The organism is Sphingobium sp. WTD-1 (assembly GCF_030128825.1).
Lineage (GTDB): Bacteria > Pseudomonadota > Alphaproteobacteria > Sphingomonadales > Sphingomonadaceae > Sphingobium.
Map to the genome: position 1 here is coordinate 1,981,753 of NZ_CP119127.1, position 24,110 is coordinate 2,005,862.

A 24,110-nucleotide genomic window follows, 5' to 3' on the forward strand; every position below is an offset into this window, starting at 1 on the left:
CCACGATTCCGGCGGGCATGACGCTCGCCGGCTTTCACCCAACCCCCAGCATTGAGGAGATTCCCATGCCGCAGATCGGCCAGTTTACCCGTGAGACGACAGGCTTCGTCGGGCGCATTCATACGCTCACCCTCTACCGCGAACTCACCATCGTTCCGGCCGAGCCGTCCGATGCCGAGAACGCGCCGGACTATCGCATCCACCACGGCGCCGACGACGGGCCGGAGATCGGCGCGGGCTGGAAACGCACCGGCGAGCGCGCTGGCGAATACATCTCGCTGCTGATCGACGACCCGGCCTTGCCGCAGCCGATCCGCGCCAACCTGTTCCGCGACGACGACGGCGGGGCCGCTTGGTCGCTGCACTGGACGCGCCCGGTCAAGCGCGGCGAGCGGGAGTGATCCCATGCACTATCCCTTCAGAATTGCCCGCATGCTTTCCGGTCAAAGCCCCATCCCTTTGTTCGCGAACAGGCCGTCTCATCCCTTCGTCCCGCTCGAACGCAGGTCGGCCGGCGCGCGCAGCGAAGGTCAAGGGCGATCGAAGATCGGCGCGTTGCGCGAACCCTTGACCGCAGCGAGCACGCTGGCAGGCTGGCGTCGATACCGAGACAGGATGCCCGTCCGACCGGCGGTCCTTTTCCTTTCGATCGTGCTCGCCGTCGCGATGCCGCTTCCCTGTCAGGCGCAGCCGGAGCCGGTGCAGCGTCAATCCCAGGCCGATCCCCATGCCGCGCATATCGCCGAGGCGGCGCAGCGCTTCGGCATTCCGGCGGCATGGATCAGGGCGGTCATGCGCGTCGAGAGCGCCGACGAGGTGCGGGCGATCTCGCCCAAAGGCGCGATGGGTCTGATGCAGATCATGCCCGCGACCTGGGCGGATTTGCGCGCCCGCCATCGGCTCGGCGGCGATCCCTACGATCCGCGCGACAACATAATGGCGGGCGCGGCGTATCTGCGCGAGCTGCATGACCGCTACGGATCGCCGGGATTCCTCGCTGCCTACAATGCCGGTCCCGGTCGCTACGAAGAGCATCTCGCGGGCCGTCCGTTGCCAGCGGAAACGCGCGCTTATGTCGCCACGCTCGCACCGCTGATCGGCGGCGGCGAGATCACCGGGCCGGTCGCCGTCGCGGTGGCCGATCCGCTGTCATGGACCCGCGCGCCGCTATTCGTCGTGCAGGCCGAGCGCACATCGCCCGCCGATCCTGCGCAGTCGAATGACACTCCGGCTGCAACGCCCGTGCGCGATCTCTCCGCGATCGCGCCGCAATCGGGTGGCCTGTTTGTGGCCCGAACAGAAACGGGAGGGCCACGATGAGCATGGCGGTTGGGTGTGCCCTGCGGTCCTTTCCAGTGTGCAGCGTGTATGGATCGGATCAGGCGGAATCGGGGTCAGGACGGGCGGAAGGAGTAGGAAGGCGGGAGGGCAAGATTAAAGCGGACGGCACCCCATGGGTCCGATCCGGGGGGCAAGCCTTTGTCTGCACACTGTTTGGGACGGCACCGTCATCCGGGCACCATGGTGCCGCCTGTTGCCACAATTCCAGCAGACGCCGCGTTTTCGGCGGCACTCTCCCCAGAAACCGGCGCTTTCGGGCGGGTTGCCGCCGATGAGCGCCGACGACGACAACCGCTTCCGCCCGAAGCCCGGCCGCATCCGCTCCGATGCGTCGAAGGCCGGACAGGCGAAGAGCTTCCTCACCAAGGTCAGGAAGATCGCCCGCCAGCATGGCGCGGACTCCGGTCGAACCTCGCGAAGCGGCAGCGTCGGAGGTGGCGGCAAGCCAGGGCGGAACGGTGCGGTCGCTTCCGGCCGGGGCGTCAAGCGCGGGCGCGGCGCGGCCTTCGTCCGATCCCGCAATCTGTCGAACGCCTGGAGTCATCGCCAAGCTGGCAGCCGCCGCGTCATCGTCAAGTCGCGTTCCGTCCGTGCGGCTGGCAAGAGCGGCAAGGCCGCCGCCCATCTGCGTTACATCCAGCGCGACGGCACCTCGCGCGATGGCGAGCGCGGCCGGCTCTATTCGGCGACCGAAGGCCGCGCCGATGGCGATGCTTTCCTCGATCGCGGCAAGGACGATCGCCACCAGTTCCGCTTCATCGTCTCGCCTGAAGACGCCGCCGACATCGAAGACCTGACCGGTCACACCCGTGACCTGATGGCCCGCGTCGAAGCCGATCTCGGTACGAAGCTGGATTGGGTCGCGGTCAACCACTTCAACACCGGCCATCCTCATGTCCATGTCATCGTCAACGGACGCGACGATATGGGCGAGGATCTGGTCATCAACGGCGACTATCTCGCCAACGGCGTCCGCGAACGGGCGAGCGAACTGGCGACGCTGGAACTCGGCCCCGTCACCGAGATCGAGCAGCGCCGCAAGCTGACCGCCGAGATCGACCAGGACCGCTTCACCCGCATCGACCGGGCGATGGTGAACGAGGCCGCCGAGGATGGACGGCTCGACCTGCGCCATGCGCCGGAGAACATGCGAGGCCAGGAGGATCGGACGCTCCGGCTGCGCCGTCTTGGCAAGCTGGAGAAGATGGGCCTCGCAACCGAACAGTCACCGGGCGTCTGGGAACTTGGTGATCGCCTGGAGTCGACCCTGCGCGACCTGGGCGAGCGCGGCGACATCGTGCGTACCATGCAGAAGGCGATGCGAGCCGAGGGCCATGACCGCGATCCGATAAGTTTCCAGATTTACGACACTGCGCCCGCAACGCCGGTCGTTGGCCGCGTCATCGACAAACACCTCTCCGACGAGCTGGGTGAGAACTTGACGCTTGTGATCGACGGCACCGACGGCCGCACACATCACATCTCCGGCGTCGATCAGGCGAAGGTCGCGGATGTCCGCATCGGCAGCGTTATCGAGATCGGCGCGACCGACGCCGGATCGCGCCCGTCCGACCGCACGATCGCCAGCATGGTCGAAGATGGCATCTACCGGCCCAGCCGCCATCTGGAGCAGGCCCGGTTCAATGGTCGCGTGCCCGGCAGCGACTATGATGGCTTCGTCGATGCCCATGTTCGCCGCCTGGAGGCGCTGCGCCGCGCCGGCATCGCCGAGCGAATCGACGCCGACCAGTGGCGCATCCCGCAGGACTTCGAGGCGCGCGCCGCTGCCCATGATGCGGGCCGAGGTCGCCAGCTCAATATCCGTGTTCTCTCGACCTTCGATCTGGAGAAACAGATCATGGCGGACGGGGCGACCTGGCTCGACCGGAAGCTGGTCGGGCGCGGTCCTTCCGATATTGCGCAAGCGGGGTTCGGGCAGGACGTGAGCGAGGCTATGGGCCGCCGCCGCGAGCGCTTGGTCGAACAGGGTGACGCCACTCGCCAGCAGAACGGTCGCGTTCTCTATCGTCGCGATCTGCTCACCACGCTGGAGGCGCGCGAGGTGGCGCGCGCCGGGGCGGAGTTGACGGCGACAAAGCCGATACCGTTCCGTGCGGCCGGCGACGGCGAGACGGTCAGCGGCACCTTCACCGGGACGGTCCAGCTCGCCAGCGGCAAGTTCGCCATCGTCGAGAAGAGCCACGAGTTCACGCTGGTCCCGTGGCGGCCGGTCATCGACCGCCAGCTCGGCCGCGAGGTGATGGGTGTCGTGCAGGGCCGATCGGTGTCGTGGCAGCTCGGGCGGAAGATGCAATTGGGACTGTAGTCCTGTTCGGGCGACGTGCTGGCAACGCAGCGCACGCAGCGTCGTCGATTAACTAAACCAAACTAAATCATGTGATTGATTTAATATCTTACCGGCGCTAAAGCTGGCCGTGGGATAGGGGTCAGCAAGCGCCGCGAGCAAGCGGATGGGCGGCTTCCGGCTCCCAGGATGAAGGATGGAGCACGGGCCTCATGTCGGGACGAAGGATCGAGCGCGGCGATCAAACTCGCGAGAAACTGCTTATCGCAGCCATCGACGTTTTCGGGCGTGTCGGTTTTGATGCCGCGACGACACGGATGCTTTCCGAGGGGGTCGGAGCAAACCAACAAGCAATTGCCTACTACTTCGGCAGCAAGGAAGGTCTATACCTTGCTACGGCCGCCTCCATCGCGGACGGCATAAACGATCACATCGCCCCGCTGCGAAGCCTCGTCTTCGCCCGTGTCGAAGCGGCCCGCTCGGGGACAGCGCCACTCAGCACGGACGAGGCGCGTCGCCTGCTGTGCAAGATCATTCAGCGGATGGCGGCGCTATTCGCCAGCAGCCGCTCCGAGCCTTGGGCGCTCTTCATTATTCGCGAGCAGTCGCAGCCCACTGCGGCCTTCCGTCAGCTCTACGACGGCGTAATGGGGCCGCTTCTTCAAATATGTCACCATCTGGTCGGAATTCTGCTCGACGAAGATCCCGCCTCCCAACACGTACGTCTCAGAACCGTCTCTCTGGTCGGAAGCGTCCTCGTGTTTAGGATGGCGAATGCCGCAGTCCTCTCGACGCTCGATTGGGAAGCGATAGACGACAAGGGCCTAGCGGCGATTGAGGCTCTGGCGGTCGAACTTGTCGCGTCCATTGCGCCTGTTTCTCCGATTGTGGGGACGCGATAGTGTCCCGGCGCATCATCATCCTGGTGGTCATCATCGCCTGCGCTGCTGGCGCGGCAATCTACACCCGTGGGTTCGGCCTTTGGGACAAGCCCGACGAGGGGCTGGTTCTCTATGGCAATGTCGATATTCGTCAGGTGAATCTCGGATTCCGCGTCGGAGGACGCATTGCCGAGATGCCGGTTGATGAAGGAGCTTCGGTCGACGCGATGGCAACGCTGGCACAGCTCGACCGCCAGCCTTTCATCGACGCGCTGACGGGGGCGGAAGCGCAAGTCGCTGCCGCTCAGGCTGAACTCGACAAGCGGCGCAGCGGAAATCGACCTCAGGAGATCGCCCAGGCGGAGGCTGCGGTCGCCGTCCGAAGGGCTGACATGGTGCGGACTCGCGAAGCCTACGAGCGCCGCCGAGCGCTGGTCGCTACGGGCGCTGTGTCCCAATCCGTTTTCGAGGCCGCCGAGGCTGAATACCGCGCCGCCGAGGCTCAGCTTCGGGCGGCGGAGGAAGCATTATCGCTGCTTCGCGCTGGCTCACGCATCGAAGACATAGCGGCTGCGGAGGCGCAGCTCGCGGCAGCAATAGCGGAACGCGACAGGGCCAGAACCAGCTTGGCCGATACGACGCTTCAGTCGCCGGACGCGGGCACAATCCTTACGCGAGCTGCCGAACCCGGAGCCATCGTCCAATCCGGCGCAACCATCTTCACGCTCACCATCAACCGGCCGATCCGGGTGCGCGCCTACGTCGCCGAACCTGACCTCGGCCGGATCGCTCCCGGCATGACCGTGCTCGTGACCACCGACGGTAATCCCAAAGCCTATCGTGGTGTCATCGGCTTCATCTCACCAACCGCTGAATTCACGCCAAGGACCGTCCAGACCGAGCAACTGCGGGCCGATCTTGTCTATCGGCTGCGGATCAACGTCACCGATCCCGATGACCGTCTCCGTCAAGGTCAACCCGCAACCGTGAGGCTCGAACAGAGCTCGGAACCAGCGGCAGGGTCAGTGAAATGACGGAGGTAGTCGCTCGCGCTGTTCGTGTCACCAAGCGCTTCGAGGCCAATGCGGCTCCAGCGCTCGATGCCGTGAACATCGAGGTGATGGCCGGCCTGATGACAGGCTTGGTCGGTCCTGACGGCGCGGGTAAAACGACTCTGATCCGTCTGCTCGCCGGATTACTCGACCCGGATGAAGGGGAAGTCACCCTTCTTGGCGAGCCCGCTGTCGCGGCCGACAGGTCAGCACTAGGCTATATGCCGCAACGCTTCGGACTCTACGAAGACCTATCCGTCATCGAGAATCTGTCGCTCTACGCCGATCTTCGCGGCTTACCCCCAGGGGAGCGCGCAGAGCGGTTTTCTCAACTTCTGTCTTTCACCGATCTGGAGCGATTTCGGCCTCGATTGGCTGGCCAACTCTCGGGCGGCATGAAGCAGAAGCTGGGCCTCGCCTGCGCGCTGGTGCGGCCCCCTCGGGTGCTGCTGCTTGACGAGCCCGGCGTTGGCGTCGACCCCGTGGCCAGGCGCGAACTATGGGCCATGGTTCGCCAGCTCACGACTGAAGGCATGGGTGTCGTCTGGTCCACCGCCTATCTCGACGAAGCCGAGAAATGCGATACGGTATTTCTGCTGAACGAAGGCAAGTTGCTGTTCAGTGGACCGCCGAAGCAACTGACATCCCGCGTCGCTGGACGGACGTATCGCCTATTTGGTCCGACCGAAAGCCGGCGGTCTCTGCTCGCCAGCCTTGTTCTTCGAGATGAAGTAAGGGACGCCACCATCCAGGGCGCGTCCATTCGTGTGCTCATGGATGAAGGCGTTGCTGCACCGTCCCTCGAACTGCTCGGACTGTCGCGCGGCGACCGGATCGAAGCCGTGCAGCCGCGGTTTGAGGATGCGTTCATTGACATCCTCGGCGGTGGGCCGAGAGGAGCCAGCCAACTCGCGGCAGGATATCGGCCCATCGAAAAGTCTGACGCACCGGCGATCGAGGCGCGAGGACTTACCAAGAAGTTTGGAACGTTTACGGCGGCGGGCGACATCACCTTCTCCGTGCCGGAGGGGCAGATATTCGGCCTCCTTGGGCCGAACGGTGCCGGCAAGTCCACGACCTTCAAGATGCTTTGCGGCCTTCTCACGCCGACAGCGGGCGACGGTCGCGTTGCGGGCCATGATCTGCGCAGCGCTAGAGCGGAAGCACGTCAGTCGCTAGGCTACATGGCGCAGAAATTCTCATTGTATGGCGATCTCAGCGTCAAACAGAATCTGGACTTCTTCGCAGGAGCCTATGGCCTGGATCGACGCGCACGGTCGGAGGCGGTGGCGCGCGTCGTCGATATTTTTCAGCTTGAACGGCATCTGCCGGTGAACAGCGGGACGTTGCCGCTGGGCTTCAAGCAGCGGCTCTCCCTTGCCTGCGCCGTGCTTCATCAACCGCCGGTGCTTTTCCTGGATGAGCCGACATCAGGCGTGGACCCCATCACCCGCCGCGAGTTCTGGCTACACATCAACGGGCTCGTGCAACGCGGCGTGACGGTGCTCGTCACTACCCACTTCATGGAAGAGGCGGAGTATTGCGACCGAATAGCGTTGATCTATCGCGCACAGGAGATCGCCGAAGGCACGCCCGAAGACCTCAAGACCCGCGCGGCTGAAATCGGCGGTGGCACGGACCTGACGATGGAGGATGCCTTCATCGCACTGATCGAGGACTCGGATCGGAAGCGGAAGGCCGCATGACCGATCGCTTCGACGCTCGACGCTTCGCCGCGCTGCTTCGCAAGGAGTCGCTACAGATTCTTCGCGACCCCTCTACCATGCTGATCGCCTTTGTGCTGCCGCTGCTCCTGCTCTTCCTGTTTGGTTACGGCGTGTCTCTCGATACGGCTAGGACGCGAATTGGCCTGGCTGTTCAGGACTCCAGTGAAGCAGCGGCCAGCCTGGCGGGTGCCTACCGATCATCCCGGTGGTTCGAGGTTGAAGCTCGGCGCGACGTGACTTCGCTAAAGGATGAGCTGATCGCGGGACGCACCCGGGGTATCGTGGTCATTCCGAGTGATTTCGGCCAAAGGATCGCAGCCGGGAGCGACGCGCCGGTCCAAGTCATCACCGATGGCTCGTTGCCGAACACGGCCGCCTTCGTTGCCGCCTATGCCGAAGGTGTGCGAGCCACCTGGGCAGAAGGCCGCGCATTGGAGCGTGGCGTGCGATTGCCTCCCTCGATCGTTCCTTTGCCCCGGTTCTGGTTCAATCCCGGTCTCGAAAGTCGTTTCGCCCTCATTCCGGGCTCGATCAGCATTGTGATGACAATGATCGGGACGCTTCTGACCGCGCTCGTCGTCGCGCGGGAATGGGAGCGCGGCACCCTCGAAGCATTGATGGCGACGCCCATCAGCATGGGCGAATTCCTGGCGACGAAGATCATCCCCTATTTCGTGCTCGGGCTGGGCTCCATGACGCTCTGCGTCGTCGTGGCCGTCTTCCTGTTCGGCGTGCCGTTCAGGGGGTCGATTATCGGCCTGTATGCGCTCGGTGCGGCCTTCCTCATGCCAGCGTTGGGCCAAGGATTGCTCATTTCGGCGGCGACGAAGAATCAGTTTGTAGCCAGCCAGGTTGCGCTGCTGACGGCCTTCATGCCGGGTCTGCTGCTGTCGGGATTTCTATTCGAGATCGGCTCAATGCCGAAAATCCTTCAAGGGATAACCTATGCAGTCCCCGCTCGCTACTTCATCCCGCCCCTGACCAGCGTGTTCGTCGTGGGCGATCTCTGGCCCATGTTCATTCGCAGCATTCTGGCGATGCTGGGTTTCGGTCTGCTGTTCTTCGGCCTCGCTTTTCGGGTGACGAGACGGAGGATTGCCTGATGGGTTCCTCCAGTTTCGCGCGTCTTTCGGCGATCATCGTCAAGGAACTATGGGCGGTCTTTCGCGATCCCAAAGCCCGTATCACCCTTATTGCACCCCCCTTGCTTCAACTCGTCCTGTTCGGTTTCGCGGCGACGCTGGAAGTGCGCAACTTCGACGTAGGCGTCCTCGACCGCGATTCCGGCATCTGGAGCCATGAAGTTGTTTCAAGAGTAGCGGGCACCCCTAACGTCGGTCGCGTCGTGCCGCTCGCATCGCCTGCCGACATGCGGGAGGCAATCAACAATCAGCAGGTCATCGCCGTTTTGAATTTCGATTCCCGCTTCAGCGCGGCTATCGAGAGCGGACAGACTGGAGAGGTCCAGATCATCCTCGACGGGCGTCGCTCGAACGCATCGCAGATCGTTTCCTCATACCTGCAACAGATCGTTGGCCAGGTTGCTGCGGAAGCCCGTCCCGCCGCAATTGCAGTCCAGCCGACTTCCCGAACTGTCGTCACCAACTGGTTCAATCCCGCGCTGATCTACCTCTGGTTCGTGATGCCTGCATTGCTTGTGACCCTGGGCGCAACCGGCACCTTGTCGATCACAGCGCAGTCCGTCGCGCGAGAGCGGGAGCTAGGCACTTTCGATCAGCTCATGGTCTCACCTTTGAGGGTCCACGAAATCCTGATCGGCAAGATGGCGCCGCCTCTGCTGATCGGCTTTTTCAATGCCACGCTCTACATGATCCTTATCCCAACGGTCTTCGGAGTGCCGCTTACCGGCTCCGTGACCGCGTTCTATTTCTCTCTGTTCTTCTATCTGGTTTCGCTGATCGGCGTCGGGATGCTGGTATCCACGTTGTCGCAAACCCAGCAACAAGCCTTCCTCGGCATGTTTCTGGTGACGGTGCCGCTCATCCTGCTGTCTGGATTCGCCACTCCCGTCGACAACATGCCCGGCTGGCTACAGGTCATCGCCTACGCCAATCCCTGTCGGCATTTTCTCGTCGTCTCCGAGGGCGTGTTTCTCAAGAACATGCCGGCGGCGGTCATTCTCGCCAACACTTGGCCGCTGGCGGTTATCGCGTCCGTCACGCTGACCGTCTCGGCGATTCTATTCCGCGCGCGGATGGAGTAGCCCATGCAACGATCACCGTTTCCCGCATTGCTTGCATCTATGAGCGTCGCTGCCTGCACTGTCGGACCAAGCAATGTCGAACTGCGCCCGGCGGTAGCGCCCGGCTGGATGTCCGCTGCAAATCCGCATCCAATAGATGACGACTGGTGGCATTCGTTCGACGATCCGCAACTCGTCGAACTCGTTGAGCTGGCAGTAAGGAACAACCACGATGTTAGAGAGGCCGAAGCGCGCCTACGCGAGGCTCGCGCATTGCGTGACGCCGCACGCGGCCGTGCCGGCCCAGATGTAGCATTCACCGGCGCGGCCACCGAGAACCGGGTCAGCGAAAACGGTCAGTTGCCGGTCGCCAGCGTTCCGGGGTTGGATCCTCGATTTTCCCTTTTCGATCTCGGATTTGATGCGTCGTGGGAAATCGACCTGTGGGGCCGCGCACGGCGTAGCGTCGAGGCGGCCGACGCACGTGCAGAGGCCATGCGGGAAGCGCGGCACGGCGTCATCCTACAGGTGATCGCCGAGGTCGTCCGAAGCTATGTCGATCTACGCAGCGCCCAAACTCGGCTGGTGATTGCGCGCGCGGACGCCGACGCGCAGCAAGGCATTGCAACCCTGGTCGAAGAACGATTCCGATCCGGTGAGGCATCGCTCTTCGACTTTGCCCGTGCCGATACCCAGGCGAAGGCGACAAGCATAAGTCTTGACGGCATCGAGGCGGACGCGCACGCGGCAGCCTACCGTTTGTCCTTGCTAACTGGTCAAGCACCGGGAGCGACCGCGCTCCGGCTGTTGAGCCCTGGACCGCTTCCATCTGATCCATCACAGGTCACGGCTGGGCTGCCATCGGAGCTTCTGAGGCGACGCCCGGATATCCGTCAGGCGGAGCGCGAATTGGCGGCCTTCACCGCCGACGTTGGCGTGGCGACGGCCGATCTCTTCCCGCGACTGTCGCTCATTGGTTCGATTGGTCAGCAAGCGCAGAACGCGGGTGATCTCGCCTCGGGGACGAGCACACGATTTCAGATTGGGCCTAGCCTGCACTGGCCCATATTCTCCATGGGACGCATCCGGGCGCAGATTCGAGCTGCCGATGCCCGCGCCGAAGCGGCGCTAGTGCGCTACGAGCGGACCGTGACGGGTGCGCTTACCGACAGTGAAACAGCGCTCAATCGGTATGCCGCAGCGCGAAGCATGCGTCAGAAAGCGGATGGAGCAACAGCACAGGCGGCCGTCGCGGTCGATCTTGCGCGACAGCGCTACCATGCTGGCGAGGACGCCCTGACCATCTTGCTGAACGCACAATCCGCATACAGCGTTGCGGAGCGCGCGAGCCTTGATGCCCGCGTCGGTGAGTTGATGGCCGTCGTCGCTCTCTACAAGGCGCTAGGGGGTGGGTGGGAGGCCGTCATCGCATGATCGGTCTGCCACTCTTACGATCACAGGTTTATCGCGTTTCCGCCATCCGGCGCGAAGGTTGCCGCCGAACGACCGAGCGCGGGTAGAGCGATGCGGCGGCGGCGTTCGGCACCAATAATCGACCGCCAACCCAAGAGTGCGGCTGTAAACCAGCCACCTCAACTGCTGGGCGGTCGAATTCCGATGACATCTCTTCTTCAAACGCTCGCCGTTGCCGAGTATCTGAACTTCCGCCATGCGGCGAATGCCATGGGCGTCAGCCAGTCCAGTGTCAGCGCGCGCGTAAAGGCGCTGGAAGAAGACCTTGGCGTCCAGCTGTTCGAGCGCCACGCGCGCGGTGTGCGGCTGACGGAAGCCGGCCGGCATTTCGTCGAGCGGGTGACGACCGGCATCGACCAGCTCGACCACGCAGTCAGGACGGCTGGAATGGTGGCGCGCGGAGAGCACGGCCGGCTGCGCGTAGGTATCCATGCCCTCATCCCCGGCAGCTTTCTCGCCATGCTGATCGAACGCTACCGGGAGCAATATCCTGGCATAGAGGTCGAGATCGCCGAAGGCAGCGCCCACGATAGCGTCATGCGGCTTCGGGCCAACAGACTGGACCTGACGTTCGTGGCGGGCTCGCCCGAGTTTCCCGACTGTCATGCACGGAGGATATGGAGCGAACGGCTTCTGGCCGCGCTGCCCTCGCGCCATCCGCTCGCCGATGGCGTGGGCGTGACCTGGGCCGATCTGGCAGGCGACACCTTCATAGTTCGTGAAGGCGGCAGCGGGCCACAGGTGCATGACCACATCGTCATGCGCTTCGCTGGCAGTTCGCCGGACCTGTCGATCCTGCGTTTCGACGTTGAGCGCAGCACGCTGCTGTCGATGGTCGCGCAAGGTTATGGTGTCACCATTGCCGGCGAGGCGACAATGCTTCTGCACGTGCCCAGCGTGACGTTTCTGCCGATCCTCGACGAGTTCGAACCTTTTGCGTTTTCTGCCGTCTGGTCCCCGCACAATCGCAGCCCAGCGCTCAGGAACCTCCTCGACCTCGCAGCCGAGATGGGTAGGTCAGCGCGATCCGGCTGACGATTTTAGAAGCTCGCCCGGTTCCACGCTCAAGGCGTCGGCAATCTGCCCGAGAACCGTAACGCTAGCCGACACGTCGGCACGCTCGATCGCCCCGATATAGCGCGCGCTCAGGCCGGAGCGATCCGCCAGTTCCTCCTGCGTCAGTTGCTTGCCATGACGTATCCGACGCAGATTGACCGCCATGACCTCTTTGAGATCCATGACGTGAGCGGAGCCTGAGTAGGAATGATCGTTCCAGGAACGATAATTCCGATTCGTTGCGCGATGTGATATTTACCGGATAGCTTCGACTATCGGGGCGGTTGAATGCTTGGCGGAACTACACCGCCAGACATCAACGGTCTCACCTGAGAAGCAAAAGTGAGGTAATTATCAATCCGAGCCGCGGTGCCGGAAGGAGGCCGCAGATGCGCGTCAAACCCGAACTCGATCCCCATGTCGATGATTTGGCTCCGATGGAGCCGGACATAACCCTCTACGACGAGGCGCATTTCGTCACCTATCTGCGCCTGCTGGATGCCGAGACCGATGGCGCGGACTGGATGGAGGTGGCGCGGATCGTGCTGCATCGTGATCCGCTGGCAGAGCAAGACCGAACGCGGACGTGCTGGGAAAGCCATCTCGCCCGAGCGCAGTGGATGACGAAAATCGGCTACCGGCGCATTCTGGAACAAGCCGTCGAAGAAGCCCGCAACACACGGCACTGACCCGTCCGATTTCTACGCCATGGTATCCGGCAGCACGCTCGCTGTTCTTTCCTGTTGCCTATCGTGAAACCGCCTATTCTCTGATCGGCTCCGCCTCTTTTGCCGATTGGAGCCTGTATGTCGGGAAGCCGTGTCCTCTGGGGCCAGATCACCATCGTCGTCGTCATCGTGCTGGCGGCGATCTGGGGCGCGACCGAGTGGACGGCGTGGAGGCTCGGATTTCAGGGGCAGCTTGGCACACCATGGTTCGAGCTGGGCGGCTGGCCGTTCTACTATCCGCCGGCCTTTTTCTGGTGGTGGTACTCCTACGATGCCTATGCGCCCGCGATCTTCGTCGAAGGAGCGATCATCGCGGCTTCGGGCGGTTTCCTCTCCATCGCCGTCGCCATCACCCTGTCGATCATCCGCGCGCGTGAGGCCAAGAACGTCGCCACCTACGGTTCGGCGCGTTGGGCCTCGGCCGAGGAGGTGAAGGCGGCCGGATTGCTCGGCCCGGATGGCGTGGTGCTGGGCAGGCTGGACCGCGACTATCTCCGCCACGATGGGCCGGAGCATGTGCTGTGCTTCGCGCCGACCCGTTCCGGCAAGGGCGTCGGCCTTGTCGTGCCGACATTGCTGACCTGGCCGGGCAGCGTCATCGTCCATGATATCAAGGGCGAGAACTGGGGCCTGACGGCGGGATTCCGCGCCGGGCATGGCCGCGTGCTGCTGTTCGATCCGACGGATGCCAAATCCTCCGCCTACAATCCGCTGCTGGAGGTCCGGCGCGGCGACTGGGAGGTCCGCGACGTCCAGAACATCGCCGACATCCTGGTCGATCCCGAAGGCGCGCTCGACAAGCGGAACCATTGGGAGAAGACCAGCCACTCGCTGCTGGTCGGCGTGATCCTGCATGTCCTCTATGCCGAACCCGACAAGACGCTGGCCGGGGTCGCCAACTTCCTCTCCGATCCGAAACGTCCCATGGAGGCGACGCTGCGCGCCATGATGTCTACGCCGCATCTGGGCGAGGTCGGCGTGCATCCCGTCATCGCCTCGTCGGCCCGCGAGTTGCTCAACAAATCCGACAACGAGCGATCGGGCGTACTGTCCACCGCCATGTCGTTCCTCGGTCTCTACCGCGATCCCGTGGTGGCGAAGGTGACGGCGCGCTGCGACTGGCGCATCGCCGATCTGGTCGCGGGCAACCGGCCCGTCAGCCTCTACCTCGTCGTGCCGCCTTCCGATATCGCCCGCACCAAACCGCTCATCCGCCTGATCCTCAATCAGGTCGGGCGACGGCTGACCGAGGAGTTGAACGCCGCCAATCGCCATCGGCTGCTGCTGATGCTGGACGAGTTTCCGGCGCTGGGGCGGCTCGACTTCTTCGAGTCCGCGCTGGCCTTCATGGCCGGCTACGGCATCAAGAGTTTCCTGATTGCGCAGTCGCTGAACCAGATCGAGAAAGCCTATGGCGCGAACAATTCGGTGCTCGACAATTGCCATGTCCGCGTTGCCTTCGCTACCAATGACGAGCGCACCGCCAAGCGCGTGTCGGACTCGCTGGGCACCGCGACCGAGATGCGTGATTCCACCAACTATGCCGGCCACAGGCTATCGCCCTGGCTCGGCCATCTCATGGTCTCGCGGCAGGAGACGGCCCGGCCACTTCTGACCCCCGGCGAGGTGATGCAGCTTCCACCGACCGACGAACTGCTGCTGGTCGCGGGCGTGCCGCCAATCCGGGCGAGGAAGGCGCGCTACTACGAAGACGCGCGCTTCAAGGAGCGGCTGCTGCCGCCGCCGGACCTGTCCACCGGGGCCAAAGCCTCGAAAGCGCCATCGGGTGACGACTGGTCGGCCCTGACGACACCAACGCCCACCGCACCATCCGCGCCGCCAACGCACGACGCCGCCGCGACCGATCCCGCCAATGCAGGTATCCGCCGCGAGCCGGAACTGCCCGAGCATGAGGAGATCGTGCCCGACGCACATCCGGTGGTCCGCGAGTTCGATGTGCTCGACGACGAGCCGGACGTGGACGCCGCCAAGGCCCGCACCATCCGCCAGCAGGTCAGGTCCGTCGCACGCCAGGCGACGATGGACCCGTCCGACGGCATCGAACTGTAAGGAGCCGTCGCCATGCAGACCAAATCCCGCATGAATGTCTATTTCGAGCCAGACCTTCTGAAGAAGGTCGAGGCGTTGGCGCTGCGCCGCAACGTGTCCAAATCAGCCGTGATCGAAGCGGCGGTCGCGTCCTTCTTGTCCGCCGACGCGTCCGAACGGCTGGAGGCGGTCTTCGCTCGCCGCATGGACAAGCTCGGCCGACAGGTCGAAGGACTGGACGAGGATCTGGCCATTCTCGGGGATACGCTCTCGCTGTTCATCCGCTTCTGGCTGACCGTGACGCCACCTTTGCCCGACAGCGCGCAGGCGTCGGCACGGGCGAAGGGCGCGGAGCGATTCGACGGCTTCCTGCAATCGCTCGGGCGGCGGCTGGCGACCGGCGATCGATTTCTGAAGGAGCTGTCGCGGGACATCGACGCAGCACGAAATAGTAGCGATACGCAATAGGACGGACGCCGCTGATCGTCCTCACGACCTATGATCGGTCGATCGCGACATAGCTTTTCGCGAACTCGCCCTCCAGCGCCTGCGATTCCTCCCATGTCATCGGGTTCTTGTTCGCCTTCTCCCAGATGCTGACCGCCTTGTCGGCGTGCTTCATCGACTGGCCGATGCCCGACAAGCCCGGAAACAGGACTTCCGCCTCAGCACGCGCTTTCCTGCCGACTTCGCCACGCGCCTCACGCCATGTGCGATAGGCGGGATGATGCGCCTGCTTATACTCGTCCAGCGCTCGATCTCGATCTTCGCGCTCCCGCTTGACCCATGGAGCAGGCTTGCCCTTTTTGCCTGGATTATTGCTCATCGCGCTGCCTTTTCTGATTCCATTCAAGATGGGCATAGCTGATCACTATCGATCGCGGGCTTTTCAATCCCGCCGATTGCCGCCTTTTCTTCGCCATGGCCGTCGGCTGTTAGATACTTGTTGAATCAGCCAAACTTCCGGCTCTTTTAATCATCCCGGTCCGGGAGCGTCTGTTTTGTCCCTGGCGAGATCGGGGATCAGATGGCGGCTTCACACCAGATTTCGGAGAGCTTGACGCGGGGCGCGCGGATGCTGCGCACCGCGCTCGGCCCCGCCATCGCGCGATTTCTGGAAGACCCGGCCGTCGTCGAGGTGATGCTAAACCCCGACGGGCGGCTCTGGATCGACCGACTGTCCGAAGGTCTGTCGGATACGGGCGAGCGGCTGTCGCCCGCTGATGGCGAGCGCATCGTTCGCCTGGTCGCGCATAATGTCGGCGCGGAAGTCCATGCCGGTGCGCCGCGCGTCTCCGCCGAACTCCCCGAAACCGCCGAACGGTTCGAGGGGTTGTTGCCGCCCGTCGTCGCCGCGCCGGCCTTCGCCATTCGCAAGCCCGCCGTCGCCGTATTCACGCTCGACGACTATGTCGCCGCCGGGATCATGTCGGCGACACAGGCCGAAGCGCTGCGTTCCGCCGTCGCGTCGCGCGCCAACATCCTCGTCGCCGGAGGCACGTCCACCGGCAAGACGACGCTGACCAATGCGCTGCTGGCCGAGGTAGCGAAAACCGCTGATCGCGTCGTCATCATCGAGGATACGCGCGAGCTGCAATGCGCCGCGCCCAACCTCGTCGCCATGCGCACCAAGGATGGCGTCGCCTCGCTGTCCGATCTCGTCCGCTCGTCGCTGCGGTTGCGGCCCGACCGCATCCCGATCGGCGAGGTGCGCGGCCCCGAAGCCCTCGACCTGTTGAAGGCTTGGGGCACCGGCCATCCGGGCGGCGTCGGCACCATCCATGCGGGCAGCGCCATCGGCGCGATCCGCCGCCTCGAACAGCTCATCCAGGAAGCCGTCGTCACCGTGCCTCGCGCGTTGATCGCCGAGACCATCGATCTCGTCGCCGTGCTCGCCGGACGCGGTTCGCAGCGCCGGCTCGTCGAACTCGCCCGCGTCGAAGGCCTCGGCCCCGACGGCGATTACAGCGTCGTGCCTGCCGTCACCGACGGCGGCGACATCCAGTCCGTCCTCAGTCTTGAATCCAAAGGAGATATCCGATGATCCGCACGTTTTCGCGCGGTTGCCAGCACATGGCGACCGCAGCCCTTGCCGTATCCATCAGCATGATGCTGGCGCCCGCCGCCCATGCTTCCGGCTCTTCCATGCCGTGGGAAGCGCCGCTGCAATCCATCCTCCAGTCGATCGAAGGCCCGGTCGCCAAGATCATCGCCGTGATCGTCATCATCTCGACCGGCCTGGCGCTGGCCTTCGGCGACACGTCGGGCGGATTCCGTCGTCTGATCCAGATCGTCTTCGGTCTGTCGATCGCGTTCGCCGCGTCGAGCTTCTTCCTGTCGTTCTTCTCGTTCGGCGGGGGGGCGCTCGTCTGATGGCCGGCCTTGTCGAACAGGGCGGTGACGTGCCGGGGTATTCCGTGCCGGTCCACCGGGCGCTGACCGAGCACATCCTGCTCGGCGGCGCGCCGCGTGGCCTCGCCATCCTCAACGGCACATTGGCGGCGGCGCTTGGCCTCGGCCTGCGGCTCTGGCTGGTCGGTCTCGCCATCTGGGCGGTCGGCCATCTCGCCGCCGTCTGGGCGGCCAAGCGCGATCCGATGTTCGTCGATGTGGTGCGCCGCCATCTGCGCATCCCCGGCCATCTCGGCGTTTGAGGAGGCCGATCCCATGATGAACCTCACCGAATATCGCCGCACCGCCACCCGCCTCGCCGACTTCCTGCCCTGGGTCGCGCTCGTGGGTGAAGGCGTCGTCCTCAACAAGGACGGCAGTTTCCAGCGAACGGCGCGGTTTCGCGGCCCTGATCTGGACTCGGCCGTGCCCGCCGAGCTGGTCGCCGTCGCCGGGCGATTGAACAACGCCTTCCGCCGCCTCGGATCGGGATGGGCGATCTTCGTCGAGGCGCAGCGCCATGAGGCGGCGTCCTATGCCGTCAGCCGCTTTCCCGATGCCGCCTCCGCGCTGGTCGATGCCGAGCGCAAGGCGGACTTCAAGGAAGCGGGTTCGCATTACGAATCCAGCTATTTCCTGACCTTCACCTACCTGCCGCCGGCCGAGGACGCGGCACGCGCCGAGACCTGGCTGTACGAGGGTCGCGAGCGCTCCGGCGTCGATGGGCGCGAGATGCTCGCGGGCTTCGTCGATCGCACCGATCGCGTGCTGCAACTGGTCGAAGGCTTCATGCCGGAATGCGTCTGGCTCGATGACGCGGAGACGCTGACCTATTTGCATTCCTGCGTTTCGACGCAGCGTCATCGCGTCCGTGTGCCCGAGACGCCGATGTATCTCGATGCGCTCGTCGCCGACCAGCCGCTGATCGGCGGTCTCGAGCCACGATTGGGATCGTCGCATCTGCGCGTCCTGACCATCGTCGGCTTTCCGACCGCGACCACGCCCGGCCTGCTCGACGAGTTGAACCGGCTCGCCTTTCCCTATCGCTGGTCCACCCGCGCGATCCTGCTCGACAAGACCGATGCGACGAAGCTGCTGACCAAGATCCGGCGGCAATGGTTCGCCAAGCGCAAGTCGATCGCCGCGATCCTGAAAGAGGTGATGACCAACGAGGCCTCGGCCCTCGTGGACACGGACGCCGCCAACAAGGCGGCCGACGCCGATCTGGCGTTGCAGGAGCTGGGCGCGGACTATGCCGGTCTCGCCTATGTCACCGCGACGATCACGGTTTGGGACGACGATCCGCGTATTGCCGACGAGAAGCTTCGGCTGACGGAAAAAATCGTCCAGGGCCGCGATTTCACGGCGATGGCCGAGACGATTAATGCGGCGGACGCCTGGCTCGGCAGCTTGCCGGGCCATGTCTATGCCAATGTCCGACAGCCGCCGATTTCGACTTTGAACCTCGCCCACATGATTCCGCTTTCGGCGGTATGGGCGGGTCCGGAACGGGACGAGCATTTTGCAGCGCCCCCACTGCTCTTCGGTAAGACCGAAGGCTCGACCCCGTTCCGGTTATCCCTTCACGTCGGCGATGTCGGCCATACCCTCGTCGTCGGGCCGACTGGTGCCGGCAAGTCCGTGCTGCTGGCGCTCATGGCGCTTCAGTTTCGGCGCTACCCGCAAGCGCAAGTCTTCGCCTTCGACTTTGGTGGCAGTATTCGCGCCGCCGCGCTGGCGATGGACGGCGACTGGCACGATCTCGGCGGTGGCTTGAGCGACGGCAGCGACGAGAGCGTGTCGCTCCAACCGCTGGCCCGCATCCATGACGTGCCGGAGCGCGCCTGGGCGGCCGACTGGATCGTGGCGATCCTGACCCGCGAAGGCGTCGCCATCACCCCGGAGGTGAAAGAATACATCTGGACCGCGCTGACCTCGCTCGCCAGCGCGCCCGTCGGCGAGCGCACGATCACCGGCCTTGCGGTCCTGCTTCAGTCCAATGACCTGAAACAGGCGCTCCGGCCTTATTGTGTCGGCGGCGCCCATGGCCGGCTGCTCGACGCCGAGGCCGAGCACCTCGGCTCCGCCACGGTCCAGGCCTTCGAGACCGAGGGGTTGATCGGCACAGAGGCAGCGCCCGCCGTGCTGGCCTATCTGTTTCACCGCATCGGCGACCGGCTCGACGGTTCGCCAACGCTCATCATCATCGACGAAGGGTGGCTGGCGCTGGACGACGAAGGGTTCGCCGGCCAGCTCCGCGAATGGCTGAAGACGCTGCGCAAAAAGAACGCCAGCGTCATCTTCGCCACGCAGTCGCTGTCTGACATCGACGGCAGCGCCATCGCGCCCGCCATCATCGAAAGCTGCCAGACCCGGCTTCTGCTCCCCAACGAACGGGCGATCGAGCCGCAGATCACGGCCATCTATCGCCGCTTCGGCCTCAACGACCGCCAAATCGAGATCCTCGCACGGGCGACACCGAAGCGCGATTATTACTGCCAGTCGCGGCGGGGCAACCGGCTGTTCGAGTTGGGTCTGTCCGATGTGGCGCTGGCGCTCTGCGCCGTCTCGTCGAAGACCGACCAGACCGAGATCGCCCGCATCGTCGCCGATCATGGCCGCGACGGCTTCCTCACCGACTGGCTGCGCCATCGCGGTCTCGCCTGGGCGGCCGACCTTATCCCCGACCTTACCAACCTGGAGATCCCATCATGACCACTCGTCGTTCCCTTGGCCGCCGCTTCGCCGCTGTCTTGCTGGCCGCACCCATCGCGCTGTCGCCGATCCTCGTGACGACGCCCGCCCAAGCGCAGTTCGGCGGGATCGTGTTCGACCCGCGCAATTACGTGGAAAACGTCCTGTCGGCCGCACGCTCGCTCCAGCAGATCAACAACCAGATCACCTCGCTTCAGAACGAGGCCCAGTCGCTCATTAATCAGGCTCGTAACCTTACCAGCCTGCCATATTCATCGCTGCAACAGCTTCAGCAGTCGGTCCAGCGCACCCAGCAGCTTCTGCAACAGGCGCAGAACGTCGCCTATGACGTCCAGCAGATCGACCGGATGTTCAGCCAAAAATACGGCAACGTCTCGCTATCGGCCTCCGACAGCCAGCTTGTCTCCGACGCCCGCTCGCGTTGGCAGAACACCGTCGGCGGTTTGCAGGACGCGATGAAGGTGCAGGCCGGCGTCGTCGGCAATATCGAGACCAACCGGTCGCAGATGTCTGCGCTGGTCGGATCGAGCCAATCCGCGACCGGCGCGCTTCAGGCAACGCAGGCGGGCAACCAGCTTCTCGCGCTCCAGGCCCAGCAGCTCGCCGATCTCACCGCCGTAGTCGCCGCCAACGGCCGCGCGCAAGCGCTGACCGAGGCCGAGCGCGCGGCAGCGGCCGAACAGGGCCGCGAGCAGCGCCGCCGCTTCCTGACGCCGGGCACCGGCTACCAGCCCGGCAGCGCGCAGATGTTCAATAACGGCAACAACTGAGCGGGGAGACGCGCCATGGAAGGCAAGACGCTCGCCCGCATCGCAGCCGCCGTGTTCGCGGGCGTCGCCATCACCGCGACCGCGATCGAGATGACCCGCGAGGAAGAGACGTCGGCAGATCCGACGGCGGCCGTGATCGCGCCGGCCGCGCCAGACCCGCTGCGCGAGGGGCAGCGCCGATGCCAACGTCTCGGCGAGGCAGGTACGCGCGACGCGGAATGCCTTCGTGTCTGGGCCGAAAGCCGCGACCGCTTCCTTGGTCTCGATAGGCAACGCCCCTCCGTACCGTCGAACGACGATCCCGCGACCAAGCAGACCGCGCCGGCCGAGCCGAGCACGACCGAGGAACGATAATATGGGCGGCACCGGCGTCATCGACCAGTTCCTGGCCGTCTTCACCCGCTACATCGACAGTGGCTTCGGCTTGCTGTCGGGCGAGGTCGCCTTCATCGCAACCACGCTGATCGTCATCGACGTGACGCTGGCCGCGCTGTTCTGGTCGATGGGTGGCGAGGACGACATCATCGGCCGCCTCATTAAGAAGACGCTGTTCGTTGGGGTGTTCGCCTACATCATCGGCAACTGGAACAACCTCGCGCGCATCGTCTTCGAGAGCTTTGCCGGCCTCGGCCTGAAGGCATCGGGCACGGGGTTCACGACCGCCGATCTCCTGCGCCCTGGCAAGGTGGCGCAGGTCGGTCTCGACGCGGGGCGACCGCTGCTCGAATCGATCTCCGGCCTGATGGGCTGGATTTCCTTCTTCGAGAATTTTATCCAGATCGCCTGCCTGCTGTTCGCCTGGGCGCTGGTGCTGCTCGCCTTCTTCATCCTCGCCATCCAGCTCTTCGTCACCCTGATCGAGTTCAAGCTGACGACGCTCGCCGGGTTCGTGCTCATTCCGTTCGGCCTGTTCGGCAAGTCCGCCTTCATGGCCGAACGGGTGCTGGGCAACGTCATTTCCAGCGGCATCAAGGTGCTGGTACTCGCCGTCATCATCGGCATCGGCTCGACGCTGTTCAGCCAGTTCACTGCCGGGTTCGGCGGGACCGCGCCGACGATCGACGACGCGATGGCGATCGTGCTCGCCGCGCTGTCGCTGCTGGGCCTCGGCATCTTCGGTCCCGGCATCGCCAACGGTCTCGTCTCCGGCGGACCGCAGCTCGGCGCGGGCGCAGCAATCGGCACCGGTCTCGCGGCGGGTGGCATGGTGGCCGCCGGAGGTGCGGCCATCGGTGCCGTCGCATCCGGCGGTGCAGCTCTCGCCGGAGGGGCCGCCGCTGCCGCCCGCGGCGGTGCGACCCTGGCGGGCGGTGCGACCGCCGCCTATCGGGCCGGAGGCGCATCGGGGGTCGCCAGTACCGGCGCGTCCCAGGCCGGGTCTGCCATCGCCAGCCCGTTCAAGCGCGCCGCCGCCTCCATGAAGGACAGCTTCCAGACCGGCGAACGGACCGTCGCTGGCGAAGCCGCGTCGAACGAGGCTGCTGATGCCACGTCTGACTCTTCGTCGTCCGCCGCCAGCAACGGCCCGCCTGCCTGGGCCAAGCGCATGAAGCGCGGCCAGCAAGCCTCCCACGGCATTCAGGCCGCCGCCCATGCCGTCAAATCCGGCGACAGCCATGGCGGCGGCTCTTCCGTCAACCTCTGCGAAAGCGACCGCTGATGTTCAAACGACCCTCAACCCATTACGGCAAGACGCCGCAACCCGAGACGCCATACCAACGCGCCGCCCAGGTCTGGGACGACCGCATCGGCTCGGCCCGCGTCCAGGCCAGGAACTGGCGGCTGATGGCGTTCGGCTCGCTGATCCTATCGGCCGGGCTGTCCGGCGCGCTGGTCTGGCAATCCGCCAACGGCTCGATCGTGCCGTGGGTGGTGCAGGTCGATAAGCTCGGCCAGGCCCAGGCCATCGCACCCGCCATCGCCGACTATCGCCCGACCGATCCGCAGATCGCCTGGCATCTGGCCCGCTTCATCGAGCAGGTCCGCTCTATCGCGGCCGATGCGATCATCGTGCGGCAGAACTGGCTCCGCGCCTACGAGTTCACGACGGATCGCGGGGCGATGGCGCTGAACGACTATGCCCGCGTCAACGACCCTTTCACCAAGGTCGGCAAGCAGCAGATCTCTGTCGAGGTGTCGTCCGTGATCCGAGCCTCACCCGACAGCTTTCGCGTCGCCTGGGTGGAGCGCCGCTATCAGGACGGGAGCCTCGCTTCCACCGAGCGCTGGACCGCCATCCTCACCATTACCGTCGCGCCTCCGCGTGACGCCGAAAAGCTCCGGGCCAATCCGCTCGGAATCTACGTTAATGCCATCAACTGGTCGAAGGAGCTCGGACAATGATCCGGCCGTCTCAACTGACCGCCGGACATCCGGCGAACCCTGTTCACACCATTACGCCTGCACGGAGAGTTGGAAAGGCGGGTTTCCGTAAAGTCGGACTTGCGGTTTTGCTGCTCTCAGCAACGGCGCTGGCCGGCTGCGCCACGACGCAGAAGCCGCCCGAGATCGCCTATGACGATGCCGCACCCGCCGTGCGGACGGTCGATGCGCCAGCGCCCGTCACTGTCGTCGAACTGCCGCGTCCGTTGCCGTTGCCCGGCCAGATGAAGCCGGTGGAGCAATCCCGCCGTGCGCCCGAGCCGACCGATCCGGCCGCCCGCGTCAATCAGGCGAACGCCGCCGCCCGCATTCAGCCTGTCCGCGACGGCTTCATCAACGCCATGCAGGTCTATCCCTACACCGGCGGGGCGCTCTATCAGGTCTATACCGCCGTCGGGCAGATCACCGACATCGCGCTCCAGCCCGGCGAAACCCTCGTCGGCTCCGGTCCCGTCGCTGCCGGCGACACCGTGCGCTGGATCATCGGCGACACGCTCAGCGGTTCGGGGGCGACTCAACAGGTGCATATCCTGGTCAAGCCGACGCGCACCGAGCTGATGACCAACCTCATCATCAACACCAATATGCGCACCTATCACATGGAGCTGCGCTCGACCGAACGGACCTATATGGCGTCGGTATCCTGGCAATATCCGCAGGATCAGCTCATCGTCCTACGTCGTCAGAACAGCCAGGCCGAGGCCGCGCAGCCCATCGCCAGCGGCGTCGATCTCGCCAACGTCAACTTCCGCTATGCGATCGAGGGCGACCGCGCCCCGTGGAGGCCGCTTCGCGCCTTCGACGACGGCCGCCAGGTCTTCATCGAATTCCCGCGTGGCATCGCGCAGGGCGAGATGCCGCCGCTGTTCGTCGTCGGCCCTGAAGGCAACACCTCCGAGCTGGTGAACTACCGGGTGCGCGGCCGTCATATGATCGTCGATCGGCTGTTCGCTGCCGCCGAACTGCGCTTCGGCACGGGCGATACCCAGCGCCGCGTCCGCATCACCCGCACTGACGGGAGGCCGGCATCGTGAGCG

The 24,110-nt window shown here is 64.7% G+C and carries 24 protein-coding genes; 22 read left to right on the top strand and 2 right to left on the bottom strand.

The genetic code is table 11. The features are described 5' to 3' along the window. Nucleotides 1–65: 65 nt before the first annotated feature. From N6H05_RS09750 to N6H05_RS09795, 10 genes are all read left to right on the top strand, one after another. Entirely contained in the window at nucleotides 66–401 is a 336-nt protein-coding gene (locus tag N6H05_RS09750) for a DUF736 domain-containing protein (protein WP_284113688.1), read from the top strand. Nucleotides 402–615: 214 nt separating this feature from the next. Then, nucleotides 616–1,320 carry a lytic transglycosylase domain-containing protein gene (locus tag N6H05_RS09755; RefSeq protein ID WP_502958964.1) on the top strand — a complete coding sequence of 235 codons (705 nt, stop codon included), beginning with the start codon at nucleotides 616–618 and terminating at the stop codon, nucleotides 1,318–1,320. Between the two features lie 946 nt (nucleotides 1,321–2,266). After that, nucleotides 2,267–3,667, top strand: coding sequence for a DUF3363 domain-containing protein (locus N6H05_RS09760; protein WP_502958972.1), 1,401 nt, complete (start codon nucleotides 2,267–2,269; stop codon nucleotides 3,665–3,667). A gap of 191 nt (nucleotides 3,668–3,858) precedes the next feature. After that, on the top strand, nucleotides 3,859–4,548 hold the full coding sequence (locus N6H05_RS09765) for a CerR family C-terminal domain-containing protein (protein WP_284113689.1): 690 nt from the start codon (nucleotides 3,859–3,861) through the stop codon (nucleotides 4,546–4,548). Beyond that, entirely contained in the window at nucleotides 4,548–5,561 is a 1,014-nt protein-coding gene (gene hlyD / locus N6H05_RS09770) for a secretion protein HlyD (RefSeq protein ID WP_127966049.1), read from the top strand. The genes N6H05_RS09765 and hlyD overlap by 1 nt, the downstream gene beginning before the upstream one ends. After that, complete coding sequence (locus tag N6H05_RS09775; protein ID WP_127966050.1) at nucleotides 5,558–7,285, top strand: ATP-binding cassette domain-containing protein; 1,728 nt, start codon at nucleotides 5,558–5,560, stop codon at nucleotides 7,283–7,285. Before hlyD ends, N6H05_RS09775 begins: the two co-directional genes overlap by 4 nt. Continuing rightward, nucleotides 7,282–8,409: an ABC transporter permease gene (locus N6H05_RS09780; protein WP_127966051.1), complete on the top strand. Its 1,128-nt coding sequence runs from the start codon at nucleotides 7,282–7,284 to the stop codon at nucleotides 8,407–8,409. The genes N6H05_RS09775 and N6H05_RS09780 overlap by 4 nt, the downstream gene beginning before the upstream one ends. Then, complete coding sequence (locus N6H05_RS09785) at nucleotides 8,409–9,530, top strand: ABC transporter permease (RefSeq protein ID WP_284113690.1); 1,122 nt, start codon at nucleotides 8,409–8,411, stop codon at nucleotides 9,528–9,530. Before N6H05_RS09780 ends, N6H05_RS09785 begins: the two co-directional genes overlap by 1 nt. A 3-nt stretch (nucleotides 9,531–9,533) precedes the next feature. Further along, entirely contained in the window at nucleotides 9,534–10,943 is a 1,410-nt protein-coding gene (locus N6H05_RS09790; protein ID WP_164876625.1) for an efflux transporter outer membrane subunit, read from the top strand. Nucleotides 10,944–11,126: 183 nt separating this feature from the next. Further along, a complete protein-coding gene (locus N6H05_RS09795) occupies nucleotides 11,127–12,017 on the top strand; it encodes a LysR family transcriptional regulator (protein ID WP_284113691.1) in 891 nt (296 codons plus the stop codon). Here N6H05_RS09795 and N6H05_RS09800 read toward each other — a convergent pair. Next, nucleotides 12,000–12,221: a helix-turn-helix domain-containing protein gene (locus N6H05_RS09800; protein ID WP_127966053.1), complete on the bottom strand. Its 222-nt coding sequence runs from the start codon at nucleotides 12,219–12,221 to the stop codon at nucleotides 12,000–12,002. The two genes, N6H05_RS09795 and N6H05_RS09800, sit on opposite strands and share 18 nt — an antisense overlap. A 206-nt stretch (nucleotides 12,222–12,427) precedes the next feature. On the opposite strand from N6H05_RS09800, the gene N6H05_RS09805 reads away from it, so the two are divergent. The 3 genes from N6H05_RS09805 (at nucleotide 12,428) to N6H05_RS09815 (ending at nucleotide 15,283) form a co-directional block, all read left to right on the top strand. Then, a complete protein-coding gene (locus N6H05_RS09805; RefSeq protein WP_127966054.1) occupies nucleotides 12,428–12,727 on the top strand; it encodes a DNA -binding domain-containing protein in 300 nt (99 codons plus the stop codon). 117 nt (nucleotides 12,728–12,844) lie between these two features. Next, nucleotides 12,845–14,836, top strand: coding sequence for a conjugal transfer protein TraG (locus N6H05_RS09810; protein ID WP_127966055.1), 1,992 nt, complete (start codon nucleotides 12,845–12,847; stop codon nucleotides 14,834–14,836). 12 nt (nucleotides 14,837–14,848) lie between these two features. Next, a complete protein-coding gene (locus N6H05_RS09815) occupies nucleotides 14,849–15,283 on the top strand; it encodes a ribbon-helix-helix domain-containing protein (RefSeq protein ID WP_127966056.1) in 435 nt (144 codons plus the stop codon). A 28-nt stretch (nucleotides 15,284–15,311) separates the two neighbouring features. Here the strand turns inward: N6H05_RS09815 and N6H05_RS09820 are convergent, their stop codons facing one another. Then, the gene (locus tag N6H05_RS09820) at nucleotides 15,312–15,641 is read right to left on the bottom strand and encodes a hypothetical protein (RefSeq protein ID WP_127966057.1); all 330 of its coding nucleotides are present in this window, start codon (nucleotides 15,639–15,641) and stop codon (nucleotides 15,312–15,314) included. Nucleotides 15,642–15,842: 201 nt separating this feature from the next. On the opposite strand from N6H05_RS09820, the gene trbB reads away from it, so the two are divergent. Genes trbB through trbG form a run of 9 tightly spaced genes read left to right on the top strand, consistent with a single transcriptional unit; the run spans nucleotide 15,843 to nucleotide 24,107 of the window. Beyond that, nucleotides 15,843–16,859 carry a P-type conjugative transfer ATPase TrbB gene (gene trbB / locus N6H05_RS09825; RefSeq protein ID WP_127966058.1) on the top strand — a complete coding sequence of 339 codons (1,017 nt, stop codon included), beginning with the start codon at nucleotides 15,843–15,845 and terminating at the stop codon, nucleotides 16,857–16,859. Nucleotides 16,860–16,888: 29 nt separating this feature from the next. After that, nucleotides 16,889–17,188, top strand: coding sequence for a TrbC/VirB2 family type IV secretion system protein (locus N6H05_RS09830; protein WP_458225814.1), 300 nt, complete (start codon nucleotides 16,889–16,891; stop codon nucleotides 17,186–17,188). Then, entirely contained in the window at nucleotides 17,188–17,469 is a 282-nt protein-coding gene (locus N6H05_RS09835; protein WP_127966060.1) for a VirB3 family type IV secretion system protein, read from the top strand. Before N6H05_RS09830 ends, N6H05_RS09835 begins: the two co-directional genes overlap by 1 nt. Nucleotides 17,470–17,482: 13 nt before the next feature. Continuing rightward, on the top strand, nucleotides 17,483–19,921 hold the full coding sequence (gene trbE, locus N6H05_RS09840) for a conjugal transfer protein TrbE (RefSeq protein ID WP_127966061.1): 2,439 nt from the start codon (nucleotides 17,483–17,485) through the stop codon (nucleotides 19,919–19,921). Continuing rightward, the gene (trbJ, locus tag N6H05_RS09845; RefSeq protein ID WP_284113692.1) at nucleotides 19,918–20,691 is read left to right on the top strand and encodes a P-type conjugative transfer protein TrbJ; all 774 of its coding nucleotides are present in this window, start codon (nucleotides 19,918–19,920) and stop codon (nucleotides 20,689–20,691) included. Before trbE ends, trbJ begins: the two co-directional genes overlap by 4 nt. Nucleotides 20,692–20,706: 15 nt before the next feature. Continuing rightward, nucleotides 20,707–21,045: a putative entry exclusion protein TrbK-alt gene (gene trbK-alt, locus N6H05_RS09850; protein WP_127966063.1), complete on the top strand. Its 339-nt coding sequence runs from the start codon at nucleotides 20,707–20,709 to the stop codon at nucleotides 21,043–21,045. 1 nt (nucleotide 21,046) lies between these two features. Next, nucleotides 21,047–22,351, top strand: a complete 1,305-nt coding sequence (gene trbL, locus N6H05_RS09855; protein WP_284113694.1) for a P-type conjugative transfer protein TrbL — start codon at nucleotides 21,047–21,049, stop codon at nucleotides 22,349–22,351. Beyond that, on the top strand, nucleotides 22,351–23,034 hold the full coding sequence (gene trbF / locus N6H05_RS09860; RefSeq protein WP_127966065.1) for a conjugal transfer protein TrbF: 684 nt from the start codon (nucleotides 22,351–22,353) through the stop codon (nucleotides 23,032–23,034). Before trbL ends, trbF begins: the two co-directional genes overlap by 1 nt. After that, nucleotides 23,031–24,107, top strand: a complete 1,077-nt coding sequence (gene trbG, locus N6H05_RS09865; protein ID WP_127966066.1) for a P-type conjugative transfer protein TrbG — start codon at nucleotides 23,031–23,033, stop codon at nucleotides 24,105–24,107. Before trbF ends, trbG begins: the two co-directional genes overlap by 4 nt. Nucleotides 24,108–24,110 lie beyond the last annotated feature (3 nt).